The 15,334-nt window shown below is 74.5% G+C and carries 14 protein-coding genes; 6 read left to right on the top strand and 8 right to left on the bottom strand.

Annotation, left to right across the window (positions count from 1 at the left end):
• Positions 1-101: 101 nt before the first annotated feature.
• Positions 102-1,046, top strand: coding sequence for an MIP/aquaporin family protein (locus ABZ478_RS12530; protein ID WP_359548025.1), 945 nt, complete (start codon positions 102-104; stop codon positions 1,044-1,046).
• 46 nt (positions 1,047-1,092) lie between these two features.
• Here the strand turns inward: ABZ478_RS12530 and ABZ478_RS12525 are convergent, their stop codons facing one another.
• Positions 1,093-2,394: a hypothetical protein gene (locus ABZ478_RS12525; protein WP_359548341.1), complete on the bottom strand. Its 1,302-nt coding sequence runs from the start codon at positions 2,392-2,394 to the stop codon at positions 1,093-1,095.
• Between the two features lie 197 nt (positions 2,395-2,591).
• Between ABZ478_RS12525 and ABZ478_RS12520 the strand changes: the two genes are divergently transcribed.
• Positions 2,592-3,827, top strand: coding sequence for a molybdopterin-dependent oxidoreductase (locus ABZ478_RS12520; RefSeq protein WP_359548022.1), 1,236 nt, complete (start codon positions 2,592-2,594; stop codon positions 3,825-3,827).
• Between the two features lie 346 nt (positions 3,828-4,173).
• On the opposite strand, the gene ABZ478_RS12515 is transcribed toward ABZ478_RS12520, so the two are convergent.
• The 3 genes from ABZ478_RS12515 to ABZ478_RS12505 form a co-directional block, all read right to left on the bottom strand.
• Positions 4,174-4,905: a methyltransferase domain-containing protein gene (locus ABZ478_RS12515; RefSeq protein WP_359548020.1), complete on the bottom strand. Its 732-nt coding sequence runs from the start codon at positions 4,903-4,905 to the stop codon at positions 4,174-4,176.
• Entirely contained in the window at positions 4,902-5,513 is a 612-nt protein-coding gene (locus ABZ478_RS12510; protein WP_359548018.1) for a TIGR04282 family arsenosugar biosynthesis glycosyltransferase, read from the bottom strand. Before ABZ478_RS12510 ends, ABZ478_RS12515 begins: the two co-directional genes overlap by 4 nt.
• Positions 5,514-5,576: 63 nt before the next feature.
• Positions 5,577-6,296 (bottom strand): glycosyltransferase family 2 protein, encoded by a 720-nt coding sequence (locus tag ABZ478_RS12505; RefSeq protein ID WP_359548015.1) that lies wholly within the window; start codon positions 6,294-6,296, stop codon positions 5,577-5,579.
• A 105-nt stretch (positions 6,297-6,401) separates the two neighbouring features.
• Between ABZ478_RS12505 and ABZ478_RS12500 the strand changes: the two genes are divergently transcribed.
• Together ABZ478_RS12500 and ABZ478_RS12495 are read left to right on the top strand one after the other, a co-directional pair.
• Entirely contained in the window at positions 6,402-7,139 is a 738-nt protein-coding gene (locus tag ABZ478_RS12500) for a response regulator transcription factor (RefSeq protein ID WP_359548012.1), read from the top strand.
• Position 7,140: 1 nt separating this feature from the next.
• A complete protein-coding gene (locus ABZ478_RS12495; RefSeq protein WP_359548009.1) occupies positions 7,141-8,253 on the top strand; it encodes a HAMP domain-containing sensor histidine kinase in 1,113 nt (370 codons plus the stop codon).
• Between the two features lie 38 nt (positions 8,254-8,291).
• Here ABZ478_RS12495 and ABZ478_RS12490 read toward each other — a convergent pair whose 3' ends face one another.
• The 3 genes from ABZ478_RS12490 to ABZ478_RS12480 all read right to left on the bottom strand — a co-directional run bounded on the left by ABZ478_RS12490 (position 8,292) and on the right by ABZ478_RS12480 (position 13,106).
• Positions 8,292-9,281 (bottom strand): NAD-dependent epimerase/dehydratase family protein, encoded by a 990-nt coding sequence (locus tag ABZ478_RS12490; protein ID WP_359548006.1) that lies wholly within the window; start codon positions 9,279-9,281, stop codon positions 8,292-8,294.
• 164 nt (positions 9,282-9,445) lie between these two features.
• Positions 9,446-11,380 (bottom strand): peptidoglycan recognition family protein, encoded by a 1,935-nt coding sequence (locus tag ABZ478_RS12485; protein WP_359548003.1) that lies wholly within the window; start codon positions 11,378-11,380, stop codon positions 9,446-9,448.
• A 172-nt stretch (positions 11,381-11,552) separates the two neighbouring features.
• Positions 11,553-13,106, bottom strand: coding sequence for a M1 family metallopeptidase (locus tag ABZ478_RS12480; RefSeq protein ID WP_359548001.1), 1,554 nt, complete (start codon positions 13,104-13,106; stop codon positions 11,553-11,555).
• Between the two features lie 134 nt (positions 13,107-13,240).
• On the opposite strand from ABZ478_RS12480, the gene ABZ478_RS12475 reads away from it, so the two are divergent.
• On the top strand, positions 13,241-14,014 hold the full coding sequence (locus ABZ478_RS12475) for a VOC family protein (protein WP_359547999.1): 774 nt from the start codon (positions 13,241-13,243) through the stop codon (positions 14,012-14,014).
• 218 nt (positions 14,015-14,232) lie between these two features.
• Entirely contained in the window at positions 14,233-14,925 is a 693-nt protein-coding gene (locus tag ABZ478_RS12470; RefSeq protein WP_359547996.1) for a TNT domain-containing protein, read from the top strand.
• A gap of 21 nt (positions 14,926-14,946) precedes the next feature.
• Here ABZ478_RS12470 and ABZ478_RS12465 read toward each other — a convergent pair whose 3' ends face one another.
• A complete protein-coding gene (locus tag ABZ478_RS12465) occupies positions 14,947-15,267 on the bottom strand; it encodes a GYD domain-containing protein (protein ID WP_359547994.1) in 321 nt (106 codons plus the stop codon).
• Positions 15,268-15,334 lie beyond the last annotated feature (67 nt).

The raw sequence follows: 15,334 nt of genomic DNA, 5'->3' as shown, positions 1-15,334 counted from the left end.
AACCGCAGGCGGGCCGGGGTACCGGACGTTGCCCTGCGTGAAGAGCATTTGTGGGCCAATATGGTGATGTTGGCCGCATTGCTCTCTTCTAGGGGGCCTCAATGGCTGTGGAAATCCCTTCGCTCATCAAGCCGTCCCGGCTGCGAAGCCGGGGAGGGCTGCTGGGCGAGTGTCTGGCGGAGTTCCTGGGGACCTTCGTCCTCATCTCCTTCGGCTGCGGTGTGGTCGCGATGGCGGTCGCCGCGCTGCCCGGATCGGGCCGTGCCGCCACCCCCACGACGATCTTCCTGGCGGCCGGTGACTGGCTGCTGATCACCTGGGGCTGGGCGATGGCCGTCGTCTTCGGCGTCTACGTCGCCGGCGGCGTCAGCGGCGCGCACATCAATCCGGCGGTGACGCTGGCCATGGCCGTGCGCCGCGGGTTCCCCTGGGTCAAGGTGCTGCCGTACTGGTTCGCGCAGATCGTGGGCGCGTTCGCGGGAGCGGCGCTGGTCTACCTCGTCTACCACCAGGCGATCAACGCCTTCGACGCGGCCGTGCCGGGGCCGAAGGTGAACGGGCATACCAATGCCACCTTCTCGATCTTCGCGACCTTCCCGGCCCCGTACTTCCAGGGCGGGATCTGGGGGCCGCTGATCGACCAGATCGTCGGTACGGCCTTCCTGCTGATGCTGATCGCCGCCGTCCTAGACCTGCGCAACCAGGCCGTGAAGGCCAACCTCGCACCACTGGTCGTGGGCTTCGTCGTCGCCGCGATCGGCATGTCGTACGGCGCGAACGCGGGCTACGCCATCAATCCGGCCCGCGACTTCGGGCCACGGCTGTTCACCTGGGCGGCGGGCTGGGACAGTCTCGCCTTCCCGGGCAGTGTGGCCGGCTCGTTCAGCGCGTACTGGTGGATCCCGATCGTCGGGCCGCTGGTCGGCGCCGTGATCGGCATCCTGGTCTACGACCTGTTCATCGGAGATGTGCTGGTGGTGCGCGCCGAGATGGCCGAACTGCCCGAGCCGGGCCGCGCCCGGCCCGTGCGTGAGGAGGACTACTAGACGCCGCCGTCCACAGCCTGTGGACCGGCTCCCTCGCCCTCGCCCGTCACCACCCGGTCAGCAGCAGGTGGTTCAGGAGCAGGGCGAGCGCCGTCTGCGCGGCGAGCCAGACGCGGGGGCGCGGCAGGTACGCGCACGCCGGGAGCAGCCACATCGCGAACGGCAGCCAGATCCGCTCGGTCTCGGCCTTGCTCATCCCGGACAGGTCGGCGGTCAGCAGGGCGAGGAGGGCGGCGCAGACGAGGACCGCCAGGCGGACGGCGGCGGGGGACGCGCGGTGGGCGAGCACGGTGGCGGTCCGGCGCAGGCCCGCCGCCGTCGCCAGGCCGGTGATCAGCACGGTGCAGGCCAGGTTGGCCCACACCCAGTAGCCGTAGGGCCGGGTGCCGCCGACGCCCTGGTGGTAACGGGTCACCAGCAGGCGGTACGCCGTCCACCAGTCGAACCCGGCGAGTGTGAACGCCAGGGGTACGACGGCCAGTCCGGCGAGCACGGCCAGGAGCAGGGCGGGACGCCGGCGGACCCCGTCCCGGGCCGTCCACAGCACGGCCGCGCCGGGCAGGGCGATGAGCGTGAGCCCGTACGACAGGTAGCAGGTCAGGCCGAACAGCAGGCCGGAGGCGGCCGCCCACGGCAGGGAGCGCCGGGTGACCGCGAGGGCCAGCAGGGCCACCGCCCAGGCCGCGACCGCCGCGAACCAGCCGTCCGCCGAGGTGCCGGTCCAGACCGCGGCCGGGGCCAGCACCAGGAAGGGCGCGGCGCGGCGGGCGAACGCCTCGCCGGCCAGGGCCCGTACGGCGACCAGGACGGCCACGCAGGCCGTGGCGCCGGTGAGCACGCACCACAGCCCGGCCCAGCCGCCCCCGCGCAGTCCGGCCCGGTCGAGGAGGACGAAGGTGAGCGTGGCGCCGGGCGGGTGGCCCGCGACATGGGCCGGCCAGGGAGCGGGGGTGCCGGCCACGATGTGGTGGCTGAAGTCGCGCAGGGCGGCCGGGACGTCGTGGAAGCGGCCGATGACCCGGAGGTACTCCTCACGGGTGGTGAGACGGCCCGCGACGCCCCGGTGCCAGCCGTCGACCAGGGCGAGGGAGAAGATCCAGGCCGTCGCCGCCGCCCAGGCCGCCGCGAGCAGCGCCCGCCAGGGCAGGCGGCCGGCGAGCGACGGGCCGTACGCCACCCCGGCCGCGGCGAGCAGCACGGCGGCCGGGGTGCCGGGGCCCAGGTGCGGGTCCCACTTCGCCAGCAGGGGCGGCCAGTGCACGAACAGGGTGTGGCGGGTGGACTGGATGTGGCGGCCGGTCAGCACGGCGGCCGTCACCAGCAGGGCGGCGGCCCCGGCGGCGTACAGGTCACGGCGGAGGCCGCGACGGGTGTCACGGCCGGCGGGGCGGCGGAGGTCGCGGCCGGCGTCACGGCGGAGGGAGCGGGTCACGTCGGCACGTTAGGCCGCTCGGCCGTGCCGGAGCCGTCGCACGGGGCGGACGTCAGCGTTTCGTCACCGGTCGCGGGCCCTTTTCCGGGCCCCTCGCGGCCTACCGTCGGCACATGCGCGACCATCCCCGGCTTCCCACCGCCCCCGGCTTCTGGCGCAGCCCCCTGCGCGGGCCCTGGTTCACCTCGGTGCTCGGCCTCGTGCTGCTCGCCGGCATCACCGTGCTGTTCGTGACCGGTCTGGTGTCGTACGCCGCCTACAACCCGGACCTGTCCCCGGTGAACGACACCACGCCGGACAAGGGCGTCCTCGGTTTCTACCTCTTCGCCTGGCCGGTCGGCCCGGTGTGGCTGTACCGGTTCACCCAGGGCGTCCACGTCACCCTCGGTGTCACCCTCGTCCCGGTCCTGCTGGCCAAGCTGTGGTCCGTGGTGCCCCGGCTGTTCACCCTGCCGCCGGCCCGTTCCCTCGCGCACGCGCTGGAGCGGCTCTCCCTGCTGCTGCTCGTCGGCGGCGGGCTGTTCGAGTTCACCACCGGGGTGCTCAACGTCCAGCTCGCCTACGTCTTCCCGGGCTCCTTCTACCCGCTGCACTTCTACGGGGCCTGGGTGTTCTTCGCCGCGTTCGTGGCGCACGCCGTACTGAAGGCGCCGGCGGCCGTGCGCACCGTACGGCGACGGCGCGAGGAACCGGAGAGCGATCTGTCCGCACCGCGCCCCGACCCGCCCACCGTCTCCCGGCGCGGGGCGCTGTGGCTGGTCGGCGGCGGTTCGCTGCTGCTGTTCCTGACCACGGTGGGGCAGAGCCTGGGCGGCCCGTTCCGCCGCACCGCGCTGCTCGCGCCGCACGGCGGGCCCGACCCGGGCGGCGGCCCCAACGGCTTCCAGATCAACAAGACGGCCGGGTACGCCGGGATCGACGCGGCGGAGACCGGTGAGGAGGCGTGGCGGCTCGTCGTCACCGGGCGGACCGGCACGGTGCGCCTCAGCCGAGCCGAGCTGCTGCGACTGCCCCAGCACAGCTCGTCGTTGCCCATCGCCTGCGTGGAGGGCTGGTCGACCGCCGACCAGTGGTGGCGCGGGGTGCGGCTGCGCGACCTCGCGGCGCTCGCCGGGTACGACGGGGAGGTGCCGGACGTGTTCGTGGAGTCCCTGCAGCGGCACGGCGCCTTCCGCCGCGCGGCCCTGCGCGCCAATCAGGTGGCCGACGGCCGCTCCCTGCTCGCCCTGTCCGTCAACGGTGAGGACCTGTCCATGGACCACGGATACCCGGCGCGGATCATCGTGCCCGCGGCGCCCGGTGTGCTCAACACCAAGTGGGTGGCCCGGCTGACCTTCGGAGACCTGTGATGCGGCGCCGTTTCCCGGTCGGAAGCCCGTTCCAACTGCTGCTGTTCGGCTGCACGTTCGCGCTCGCCGGGTACGCGGGGGTGCGGCTGTTCGCCGGTGACTGGCGCGGGATCGCGCTGTGGATCGTGGGCGCCGCGCTGCTGCACGACCTGGTGCTGCTGCCGCTGTACTCGGCGGCGGACCGGGCGGTCGTCCGCGGGCTCGGCGCCGCCGGACGGCGCGGGTGGACCTTGTACGTGCGGGTGCCGGCCGTGCTGTCGGGACTGCTGCTGCTCGTGTGGTGCCCGCTGATCCTGAACCTGGTGGACCGGCGCTACCGCGCGGCCACCGGCATGTCCGCCGACGTCTACCTCGGCCGCTGGCTGCTGATCACGGCCGTGCTCTTCGGCGGCTCGGCGCTGCTGCTGGTGCTGCGGGGGCTCGGCGTGCGCAGGGCGACGAAGCGGCGCTCACCGGCCGTCCACTGAGCGGCCGTCCGCCACCCGGCCCGGTCCGCGATCCGGAGCAGGGCCGGGGTGCCGATCCGGGCCCACGGGAAGGGTTCGCCGTCCGTTTCCCGGCCATGGCGCACGACCCGCACCTCGGCGCGCTCGTCGAGGTCCGCCGGGTCGGTCTCGATCATCAGCAGGCCTCCGGAACACAGCAGTTGTCCCATCCGGTGCAGCAGGGCGGCCGGGTCGCCGCCGATCCCGACGTTGCCGTCCATGAGCAGGACGGTCCCCCAGCGGCCCTCGCCGGGCAGCGGGCCGAAGACGGAGCGGCGCAGCGCCTGGCCGCCCACGGTGATGGTGCGGGTGACGGCGGCCCCGGAGACGTCGACTCCGAGCACGGTGCGGCCCTGGGCGGCGAGTTCCGCCACCAGCCGGCCCGGTCCGCAGCCGACGTCCAGGACGGCGCCCTCGCAGCGGGCCAGCACCGCCCGGTCCACGGCGTCCGCGTCCGCGCACCAGCGCTCCACCTCCAGGGGCAGCAGCCGGCCGTCGGCGTGGCGCAGGAACAGCGGGCCCCGGCCGCTGAGCACGGCGGCGGCGTACGGATCGCTGGCCGCCCAGGCGGGCGGGGCGCCGGCCGCGCTCACCGGCCGGCCGCGCAGCCGGCGAGCCGTGCGGCGAAGGCGCCGTGCGGGGCCAGGGCGGCGACGGCGCGCGCGTCGGCGGCGGTGTCGACGTCCCGCAGCCTGGGCAGGTCCCGCACCCGCAGCCCGGCGGCCACCAGCCGCTCCCGCTGCACGGCCCCGGTCATCGGCGTCGACATGGGCACTCCGCGCAGCAGCGCGGGCTCGGGACGGGCCAGGCCCAGCGCCCAGAAGCCGCCGTCCTCGGCCGGGCCGAAGTACGCGTCGCAGTCCGCGAAGTCCACGGTGAGCAGGGCGGGGGTGACCTGCGGGGTGTCCATGCCGATCAGCAGGGCCGGGCCCGGGCAGTGGGCGAAGGCGCCGGCGAGGCGGTCGTCGAGGCCGCCGGCGCACTGGGGGACGACGTCGAAGCCGGGCGGGAGCCAGGGGCCGGGCCGGCCGTCCAGGACGAGGAGCCTGCGGGCGGCGGGGGTCCCGGCCACGGCGCGCAGGGTGTCGGTGAGGGAGGCCTCGGCGAGGGTGGCGGCCTGGGCGGGGGTGAAGGGCGGGGTGAGGCGGGTCTTGACCCTGCCGGGGCGGGGTTCCTTGGCGATGACCAGGAGGGTGATCACGGTTCGGTCTCCTTGTGCGGCGCGGGGTGGTGCGAGTCCTCGGGGGCGCGGGGGACCACGCGGTCAGCCACCGCCGGCCGGCGGCCGGGGGCGGACGGCGGGCGGCTCCTTCAGGACCGTGCTCATGTCCCGCACGGCGTGCCACGTGCCGCGCCAGGTGCCGGTGACCTTGGAGGTGCCGGTGCGCGGGAGGTAGGGGACGTCGTGCTCGGTGACGCGCCAGCCGGCGTCGGCGGCGCGCACCACCATCTGCAGGGGATAGCCGCTGCGCCGGTCGGTGAGGTCCAGGGCGAGCAGGGCCTCCCGGCGGGCGGCGCGCAGCGGGCCGAGGTCGTGCAGGCGCAGCCCGGTGCGGCGGCGCAGCAGACGGGCCAGCGCCAGGTTGCCGGCCCGGGCGTGGGCGGGCCAGGCGCCCCGGGTCTGCGGGCGGCGCCGGCCGAGGACCAGATCGGCGCCGCCGCCCTGGACCTCGCGGACGAACGGGACCAGGTGCGCGGGGTCGAGGGAGGCGTCGCAGTCGCAGAAGCACACCACGTCGGCGGTGGCGGCCAGCAGCCCCGCGTGGCAGGCGGCGCCGAAGCCCCGCCGTTCCTCGGTGACGACGGTGGCGCCGAGGGCGCGGGCGAGGCCGGCGGAGCCGTCGGTGGACCCGTTGTCGACGACGAGGGCGCGCCAGCCGGGCGGAACGCGCTCCAGCACCCACGGCAGGGCCGCGGCCTCGTTCAGACAGGGCAGGACGACATCCACGCCGGTGGGGCACGGTGAGGTGGTCACGGCGTTCACCCTACGAAGCCGAACCGTGACGAACCGGACATCCGCTCCTTACGAAACCCGGACGTCGCAGCCGGGACCGGGCCGGGGCGGCGGCGCGGTGCCAGGGTGGGAGACATGCAGCAGCCATACGTATCGCCGGACACCGGACGGCGGCCGGACAGCCGGGGCCGGATCCTCGTCGTGGACGACGACCCGACCGTCGCCGAGGTCGTCGCGGGCTATCTGGACCGTGCCGGGTTCGCCGTGGACCGTGCCGGTGACGGGCCCGCCGCCCTCGACCGGGCCGCCGAGCACCGGCCGGACCTGGTGGTGCTCGATCTGATGCTGCCCGGCATGGACGGCCTGGAGGTGTGCCGCCGGCTGCGCGAGCGGGGTTCGGTGCCGGTCGTCATGCTCACCGCGCGCGGCGACGAGGACGACCGCGTCCTCGGCCTGGAGGTCGGCGCCGACGACTACGTCACCAAGCCGTTCAGCCCGCGCGAACTGGTGCTGCGGGTGGAGTCGGTGCTGCGCCGCGCCCGGCCCGCCGCACCGCGCGGCCGGCTCGGCGCGGCCGGCCTGACCGTGGACCCGCAGGCCCGCCGCGCCACCAAGGACGGCGACGAACTGCTGCTCACCCTGCGCGAGTTCGACCTGCTCGCCTTCTTCCTGCGGCATCCGGGCCGGGCGTTCGGCCGGGAGGAGCTGATGCGGGAGGTGTGGGGCTGGGACTTCGGTGACCTGTCGACCGTCACCGTCCATGTCCGCCGGCTGCGCGGCAAGGTCGAGGACGATCCGGCCCGGCCCCGCCTCATCCAGACCGTGTGGGGCGTCGGATACCGCTTCGACGCCACGGGGAAGGAGACGGTCTGACGTGCGCGACAACCTCCTCATCGCCCTCTACGCCTTCCTCGGCGCCGCCGCCACCGGCCTCGCCGGCGCGGCCGTGCTGCGCCTGATCCGCAGACGCTCCCTCACCGCCTCGCTCGCCGTGGTGGCCGCCGTCGGGGTGGTGGCCATGCTCGCCGGGACCATGGCCGTGGCCCGGGCGATGTTCCTGTCCGCCCACGATCTGCGGGTCGTCACCGCCGTCGTCGCGATGGCGGCCGTCGTCTCCCTGGCCACCGCACTGCTGCTGGGCCGCTGGGTCGTCGCCCGCAGCCGGGAACTCACCGAGGCCGCACGGCACTTCGGCGACGGCGGCGCCTTCGCCGCGCCCGCCGTCCCGGCCACCGCCGAACTGGACGCGCTGAGCCGCGAGCTGGCCGCGACCAGCGCCCGGCTGGCCGCCTCCCGGGACCGCGAGCGGGCGCTGGAGACCTCCCGGCGCGAGCTGGTCGCCTGGATCTCGCACGATCTGCGCACCCCGCTCGCCGGGCTGCGTGCCATGTCGGAGGCGCTGGAGGACGGGGTGGCCACCGATCCGGACCGCTACCTCAAGCAGATCCGCACCGAGGTGGAACGCCTCAACGACATGGTCGGCGACCTGTTCGAGCTCTCCCGCATCCACGCCGGCACGCTCCCCCTCAGCCCGGCCCGTGTCTCCCTGTACGACCTGGTCGGCGACGCCATCGCGGGCGTCGGACCGCTCGCCCGCGAGCACGGTGTACGGCTCGTCGGGGACGGGGTGGAGCCGGTGCCGGTGGAGGTCGACGGCAAGGAGATGAGCCGGGTGCTGGCCAACCTGCTGGTGAACGCCATCCGCCGCACCCCCGCCGACGGCACGGTCGCCGTCGCCGCCGAACGCGCGCCCGGCGGGGTGGTGCTGTCGGTGACGGACGGCTGCGGCGGCATCCCCGAGGAGGACCTGCCCCGCGTCTTCGACACCGGCTGGCGCGGCACGGACGCCCGGACGCCCCCGGCGGGGGCGGGTCTCGGCCTGGCGATCGTACGGGGGATCGTGGAGGCGCATCAGGGCCACGCCTCGGTGCGCAACATCCCGGGCGGCTGCCGCTTCGAGGTGACCCTCCCGGCGGCCGGAGGGTAGGCGGGGACGCGGCGGCGGCACTCGAAGAGGCCCGGTGCTCACCGGACCCGCGCGAACTCCCGCATCCCCGCCGCGAAACCGGTCTCCGGCCGCCAGCCGAGTTCCGCGCGCAGGCGGGAGGAGTCCGCCGTGATGTGGCGGACGTCCCCCAGCCGGTACTCGCCGGTGACCAGCGGCTCGGGGCCGCCGTGTGCGGCGGCCAGGGCGCGGGCCAGCTCGCCCACCGTGTGCGGCTCACCGCTGCCGGTGTTGTACGCGGTGAGCGTTCCGGGGCGGGCCCCGGCCTCCAGCGCGGTCACGTTGGCGGCGGCCACGTCACGCACGTGGACGAAGTCCCGGCGCTGCCGTCCGTCCTCGAACACCCGTGGCGGCTCGCCGCGTTCGAGGGCCGAGCGGAAGAAGGAGGCGACCCCGGCGTACGGGGTGTCGCGGGGCATCCGGGGGCCGTAGACGTTGTGGTAGCGCAGCGAGACGGCCGTACCGCCGGTGCAGCGCGCCCAGGCGGCGGACAGGTGCTCCTGGGCGAGCTTGGTGGTGGCGTAGACGTTGCGCGGGTCGGCCGGGGCGTCCTCGGCGACCGGTCCCGGGGCCAGTTCGGCGCCGCAGGAGGGGCAGTCCGGCTCGAAGCGGCCGGCCGCCAGCCGGGCCTCGGCGCGCGGGCCGGGACGTACGACGCCGTGCGCGGGGCACTCGTAGCGGCCCTCCCCGTACACCACCATCGAGCCGGCCAGCACGAGCCGCCGTACGCCCGCCCGGGCCATCGCGGCGAGCAGGACGGCGGTGCCCAGGTCGTTGTGGGCGACGTAGTCGGCCGCGTCCGCGACGCCGTCGCCGAGGCCCACCATGGCCGCCTGGTGGCAGACCGCGTCCACCCCGGCGAGCGCGCGGGCGACCGCCGCCGGGTCGCGCACGTCGGCCGCGGGATCGTCCCGGACGTCGTAGACGACCGGCTCGTGCCCGCGCGCCCGCAGGGCGTCGACGACATGGGACCCGATGAACCCGGCACCGCCGGTGACCAGTACGCGCATACGCCCACGCTAGGCCCGGGTCCGGTCCCGGCCCCGTCCGGCGGACGGCGCGTCACGGGTCCGTAAGAAGCCCGTCACCGGTGTCCGGGACGGGACGTGCCCGGCGGGCGACGAGGACGGTGGGACCCTGGTGCCCCGGCCGGTCCGCCGGGGAGGGGGCCGCGTCAGTGCGAAGGGCCGCCCGCCGCCCCGGAGTCCGGGGCCTTCGCGGACGGAGCCTTCACCAGGTCCACGTCCTGCTCCCGGACGTAGGCGAGCCGGTGCCCGAACTGGATCTCGTAGTAGCGCTCGCGGCCCTTCACCACCGGGTTGGGGGCGCTGCCGTAGGACTTTCCGGCCCAGGTACCGAGCACGCTGGACCGGGTCACGTACCGCTGGCCCGCGCGGAGGCCGTACGGCAGCGGCGACTCGGGCTGCTCGTCCACGCCGTCCGGGTAGGCGTCCTCGTCCGGCAGCGCTCGCCCGTACACCGGGATCTCGCTCAGGCCCTCCTTGGGCGTGACCATCCGGCCGGCCGCGCCTACGGCCGTCGGGTGCTTCTTCGGGTTCTCGAACCAGGCCTTGTTGCCCTGGAACCAGATCGCCGTCCAGTCGCCGCTGCGTCCGGCGACCGCGAACGTCTGGCCGGCCGAGACCCGCGAGCCCAGGTCGTTGACGTCCTCCGTGGAGTCGTCGCCGTCCGGGTGCCGGCCCATGTCCTGGATCAGCGGTGCGCCGTCGGACGGCTCGGTGTGCAGGCGCACGGCGCTGGAGCCGTGCGGCGCGCACGGGTCGCCCTTCCCGGTGCACCCGGTGAACCGCGGCTTGTGGGTGGCGTAGTCGGGCAGCACGGTCACCATCGGGCTGTCCGGTCCCGCCGTCGCCTTCAGCGGGGCGCCGAGCAGGTCGAAGTAGTGCCGCCAGTCCCAGAACGGGCCAGGGTCGTCGTGCATGTCGGGGATGGAGTCGGCGGTCGGGGCGGGCACGTTGTCGTGGCCGAAGATGTGCTGCCGGTCCAGCGGGACGCCGTACTTCCTCGCCAGGTAGCGCACCAGGCGGGCCGAGGTCCGGTACATCGTCTCGGAGAACCAGGCGTCCGGCTGGGTGAGGAAGCCCTCGTGCTCGATGCCGATCGAGCGGGCGTTGACGAACTGGCTGCCCGAGTGCCAGGCCTCGTCCTTGGTCTTGATGTGCTGGGTGACGTGCCCGTCACGGGAGCTGATCGAGTAGTGCCAGGACGCCTCCGTCGGGTCCTGCACGGTCTTGAACATGTTCGGCAGGATCGCCTCGGTGTCGTGGATGACGATGTAGTCGATCTTCTGGTCCCGGGGCCGGTCGGCCAGGTCGTGGTTGCCGTACCCGCCCTCGTCGTCGGTGGTGTCGTAGGACGCGCTCAGCCAGGAACAGGACAGCTCCGGCGGGCACTCGGGGTCCTGCGCCCGCTGCGGCCCGGACCGGCCGGCGGGGTTCCAGCGCACCTCGGGGCGGGCGGCCAGGCTGACCCGCTGGCCCACGTCGGTGGTGCGGTGCGCGCCCTGCCGGATCACCTCGAAGACGTCGTGCGCGTACGTCGCCGCCTCCGCCCTGTCGCTGGAGCCGGAGAACCGGGTCACGGCGTCCCACCAGTCCGCCGGGTTCCTGCTCAGCGGCTTGCCGAGCGCCTTCTGGGTCGCCGCCAGCAGGGCGGCGCCGCCGCGCACGTTGGCGGCGGCGTCCAGCCGCAGCCGGTCCGTCGCCTCCCCGGTCAGACGGGCGGCCCGGCGCAGGTCCGCCGCCTGCTGCTCCGGACGGCCGCGCGCGGGCCGGGCCGCGGGCCGGGGCGAGGGACCCGCCGCCCCCGTGAGGCCGGCGTCCACCAGGTGCATCGGCCCGTAGCCGCCGCCGGTGCTGGGGACGCCGGGATGGGAGTCCCAGCGCGACTGGAGGTAGGACACGCCCATGAGGACGCTCACCGGCACGTGGTAGTCCTGCGCGGCGGTCGCGAAGTCGTCCTGGAGCCGCCGGTCCTCCGTCCCGCCGTCGTCGGACGGCCAGGCCAGCAGCGGCAGCAGGAGCGCCGCCGAGGCGGTGGCGCAGATCAGCCCGTTGCGTCCACGCACGGCACCGGGAACACGGGACATGACACGACTCCACATACGCAAGGGCCTCCGACCGCGCTCGTGCTGCCCAGGGGAGCGAATGCTCCACCGCCACCCCGTCAACGCTGCCGTCCGCACGGCGCCACGTCGCGCCAAGGGTCACCGGCGTGGACCAGTGACCCCGCCCAGGCCACCCGGTCGGCGGCGTGAACGCTCAGTCCCCGTCGTCCTCGACGGGGTCCACCCGCCAGTCGGGGTGCCCGGGCATCGGCGGGGTGTGCGGCCCGTACAGCCACGGCGTCAGAAACGGTCCCAGGTCCCGGCCGGCGACCCCGGAGGCGAGCGCGACGAAGTCAGCGGTGCCGGCGGCCCGGCCCCGGTACCGGGCCACCCACGTCCGCTCGATCCGCTCGAAGGTCTCCTCGCCGACCTCCTCCCGCAGCGCGTAGAGCACCAGCGCGGAGCCGTCGTAGCGGATGTTCCGGAAGAGGGACGGCTCGGTGGGTTCGGCGGGCGCCCCGTCGTCGTGCCGCCACTGGTCGTGCTGCTCGTACGCGTCCCGCATCGCGTCCTCCAGGGACACCCCGCCGTGCGCATCGGAGTAGAGGCGTTCGTAGAAACGGGCGTGACCCTCGCTCAGCCACAGGTCCGACCACCGCCGCAGGGCGACGCTGTCACCCGTCCACTGGTGGGCCAGCTCGTGCACCAGGTCGCGTTCGGCGTGCACCCGGTCGCCCAGCAGGCTGTCCCTCGGCACGACGGACAGCGACTGGGTCTCCAGCGCGACCGGCAGGTCGGTGTCGGCGACCAGCACTCCGTAGCGGCGGAACGGGTAGGGGCCGAGCCGCTGTTCCAGCCAGGCCAGGTGTTCCGGGGTGAGGGCGCGGTGCTCCGCGGTGTCCGCGACGAGGTCCTCGGGCACCACGTCCCGTACCGGCAGACCGTGCGGCCCGGTGCCGTCGGCGAACGTGAACCTCCCGATGGCCAGCTGGACGAGCTGGGCCGCGATCGGCTCCTCGGAGTCGTACGTCCACCGGACGCGTCCGCCGGGTTGCGGAGCCCGCTCGACGAGCCGGCCGTTGGCCACCGCCTGGCGGTCCGCCGGGGTGGTGATGCGGAAGGTGAACGGCGCCCGCAGGCTGGGGTGGTCGTCGGCCGGGAAGATCATCTTGGCGCCGTCGGGCTGCGGGTACAGCACGGTGCCGTCGGGGGTGGGCACCCAGCCGTACTCGCCGATCGCGTCGCGGCGGTGGCGGCGCTGGGCGGGGTCGGCGGTGTAGGTGACCCGCACGGTGAAGGCGGCGCCGTCCGGGACCGGGCGCGCCGGGGTGACGACGAGTTCGTCGCCGTCGCGTTCCGCCCGCGCGGTACGGCCGTCGACGCTGACCGTGTGCAGCGTGTTGCCCGCGAAGTCCAGGTCGAAGCGGGACAGGGCCTGGGTGGCGGTGGCCGTGATGGTGGCGCCGGCCGCGAACGGCGTGCCCGGCGCCCGCCAGTCGAAGGCGAGGTCGTAACGGCGCACGGTGTAGCCGCCGTTGCCGTCGAGCGGCAGCAGCGGGTCGCCGATGCCCCGGGCGCCCGGGGAGGGGGCCGCACCGGTGGCGCCCGCGCCGGAGCCGGGGGCCCGGCGGGCCGGGTGGGGCGCGTCGTGGCCGCCGGAGCAGGAGAGGGCGCAGGCCAGGAGGGCGGAGCCGGCGAGCACGAGGGCGGTACGGCGGCCGCGCGGGCGAGCGGTGCGGGCACGGCTGCCGGGCCTCGTGATTTTCATGGCCGCACTATGTCAGCAAAGCGATGAATCACCGCTTATTTTCCTATGAACACTTTCATGTCTGTCTGTCACTTCTTCACCCCGTTTACGGCATAGTGGCGGGCGGCTCGGCACCGGACCCAGGAGGAGAACGCATGCTCGGCACCGACTTCCGCACCGGATCGCCCGTCTGGCTCGACCTCGGAAGCCCGGACACCGACACCAGCGCCGCCTTCTACGGTGCCGTCTTCGGCTGGCAGTTCGCCTCCGCCGGCCCGGAAGCGGGCGGCTACGGGTTCTTCCTGAAGGACGGAAAGACCGTCGCCGCCCTCGGGCGCCTCACCGAAGCGGGCGCCGCCCCGGCCTGGACGACGTACTTCCACAGCGACGACATCCAGGCCACCGCTCGTGACGTGGTCGCGGGCGGCGGAACGGTACGCGTCGAGCCGATGAGCGTGGGCGAGGGTTCGATGGCCCAGTTCACCGACCCCCAGGGCGCCCGGTTCGCGGTGCTGCAGTCCCCGATGGGGCTCCAGCGGACGTCCGAGGACAACGCGCTGGTGTGGGTCGAACTGCACGCAACCGAACCGGAGTCGGCGATCCGGTTCTACGCCGGGGTGTTCGGCTGGCGCTCGGCGGAGATGACGGCACCCGGCATGACGTACCAGGTGCTCAGCATCGCCGACGGCGACCAGCAGGAGGGCGCCTTCGGCGGTGTGGCCCCGCTGCAGGGCGGTCAGGGGGACCCGCGCTGGGTGCCGTACTTCGCCGTGTCCGACCCGGAGGCCGTCGTCGCCGCCGCGCGGGACAACGGCGCGACGGTGCTCATGCCCGCGGTGGACGTCCCGGACGTCGGCACCATCGCCTGGCTGAGCGCCCCCGACCAGTCCGTGTTCGCCGTCCTGCGGCCGAATCCGCGCCAGGGCTGAGGCGTCCCCCGCCGGGCGGGCCGGCCCTCGGCTGCCCGGGGTGTTGTGTTACGCCGTTCCGGTGTCCCTCCCGCCGCAGTTCGGCGCTCCGTCCCCGCGCCGCGCATTGAATGCACCGTGCCGCGTGAGGGGCATCCGCTTTGTGCCGTCCCTTCGCGCGTCCACGAACATGCCCGCGTACCCGGTGCCCCGAGGGCACCGGAGGAGAAGGGACCCGGATGCGCGTACTGCGCCGTTTCCTGTGGAGCGCGCTCGCCTCGACGCTCCTGCTGTTCGGGGTCACGCCGGCCCCCGCCCAGGCCGCCGGAGCACACCTCCGCCACGACAGCCGCGCCTGCCCGGTCACCCACCGGACGGCGAACCTGACCAAGGCGCCGCCCGAGGGGCTGGAGAACTACTACCGCGACGACTGGCGGCTGGGTCCCAGCCACCTGCCCACCACCGGCCCCGTCGCGAGGATGCTCAAGGGCTGGAAACCGCAGGACAGCACGTCCTCCTACTGGTTCCTGGGCTGCTACTGGCAGACCAGCCAGCAGAACGTGTCCGGCTGGTGGTACCCGGACAACAACGGGTTCGTGCTGCGGGACGGCCGCCCGGTGCAGCGGACGGAGACGCTCCGCAAGGGGCAGCTCGTCGACCTCTTCGGCAGCGGCCGCGGCAACTTCCTGGCACCGGCCGGCACGCCGTACGCCAAGCGGGCCATCCCGCCGACCAACCTGGACGAGTACGACACGGCCGCCCCGTCGTTCAACTACCACCTCTACCGCGTCCTGGAGGACTTCACGGTTCAGGCCGGCCCCATCCGGCCCTGGTTCGGCCAGCCGGGACTCGGACGGCAGTACGTGACGGGGAAGACCGTCCCGGAACTGATCACCGGCAAGAAGCTGGTGGAGATCACACCGGCGGCGTAGGGACCGCAGGGCGGGCCCGGCTCAGCCGCCGGGAGCGCGGAAGGCGACCTGCCGGCGGGCGGCCTCGTCGATCTCCTCCAGGGTGAGCAGCGCGGTGGCCCGGGTGAGCAGGGCGCCGCTGGCCTTCACATGGAGGGAGACGGCGGCCATGGCCGCCGGGTCGGGGAAGTCGACGACGAGCACGACGTCGTCCGCACCGAAGGCGAAGTACATGGCCTCGACGCTTCCGCCGAGGCCGGTGACGACCTGCTCGACGGCGGCGCGGCGACCGCTCCCGCCCTCGTCGAGCAGACCCTTCGTGCCGTCGGCGGTGTAGCTGGCCTGGATGAGGAACTTGGGCATGAGGCTCCCTGCACGTCGGTGACCGGTTACGCACAAGGGGCTTCCCGCTCCGGCCCCGGCCGCCTCC

The sequence above is a fragment of the Streptomyces sp. NPDC005706 genome (assembly GCF_040631045.1).
GTDB lineage: Bacteria > Actinomycetota > Actinomycetes > Streptomycetales > Streptomycetaceae > Streptomyces.
Note: the sequence above shows the minus strand (reverse complement) of the source record. Positions and strands in the feature narration are given on the sequence as shown.

What these genes read in the sequence shown, in the direction of transcription:
- ABZ478_RS12480 (WP_359548001.1), bottom strand. Translation starts at nt 13,106, where the DNA reads ATGAAAATCACGAGGCCCGGCAGCCGTGCCCGCACCGCTCGCCCGCGC.
- ABZ478_RS12470 (WP_359547996.1), top strand. Translation starts at nt 14,233, where the DNA reads ATGCGCGTACTGCGCCGTTTCCTGTGGAGCGCGCTCGCCTCGACGCTC.
- ABZ478_RS12465 (WP_359547994.1), bottom strand. Translation starts at nt 15,267, where the DNA reads ATGCCCAAGTTCCTCATCCAGGCCAGCTACACCGCCGACGGCACGAAG.
- ABZ478_RS12500 (WP_359548012.1), top strand. Translation starts at nt 6,402, where the DNA reads ATGCAGCAGCCATACGTATCGCCGGACACCGGACGGCGGCCGGACAGC.
- ABZ478_RS12485 (WP_359548003.1), bottom strand. Translation starts at nt 11,380, where the DNA reads ATGTCCCGTGTTCCCGGTGCCGTGCGTGGACGCAACGGGCTGATCTGC.
- ABZ478_RS12520 (WP_359548022.1), top strand. Translation starts at nt 2,592, where the DNA reads ATGCGCGACCATCCCCGGCTTCCCACCGCCCCCGGCTTCTGGCGCAGC.
- ABZ478_RS12490 (WP_359548006.1), bottom strand. Translation starts at nt 9,281, where the DNA reads ATGCGCGTACTGGTCACCGGCGGTGCCGGGTTCATCGGGTCCCATGTC.
- ABZ478_RS12475 (WP_359547999.1), top strand. Translation starts at nt 13,241, where the DNA reads ATGCTCGGCACCGACTTCCGCACCGGATCGCCCGTCTGGCTCGACCTC.
- ABZ478_RS12530 (WP_359548025.1), top strand. Translation starts at nt 102, where the DNA reads ATGGCTGTGGAAATCCCTTCGCTCATCAAGCCGTCCCGGCTGCGAAGC.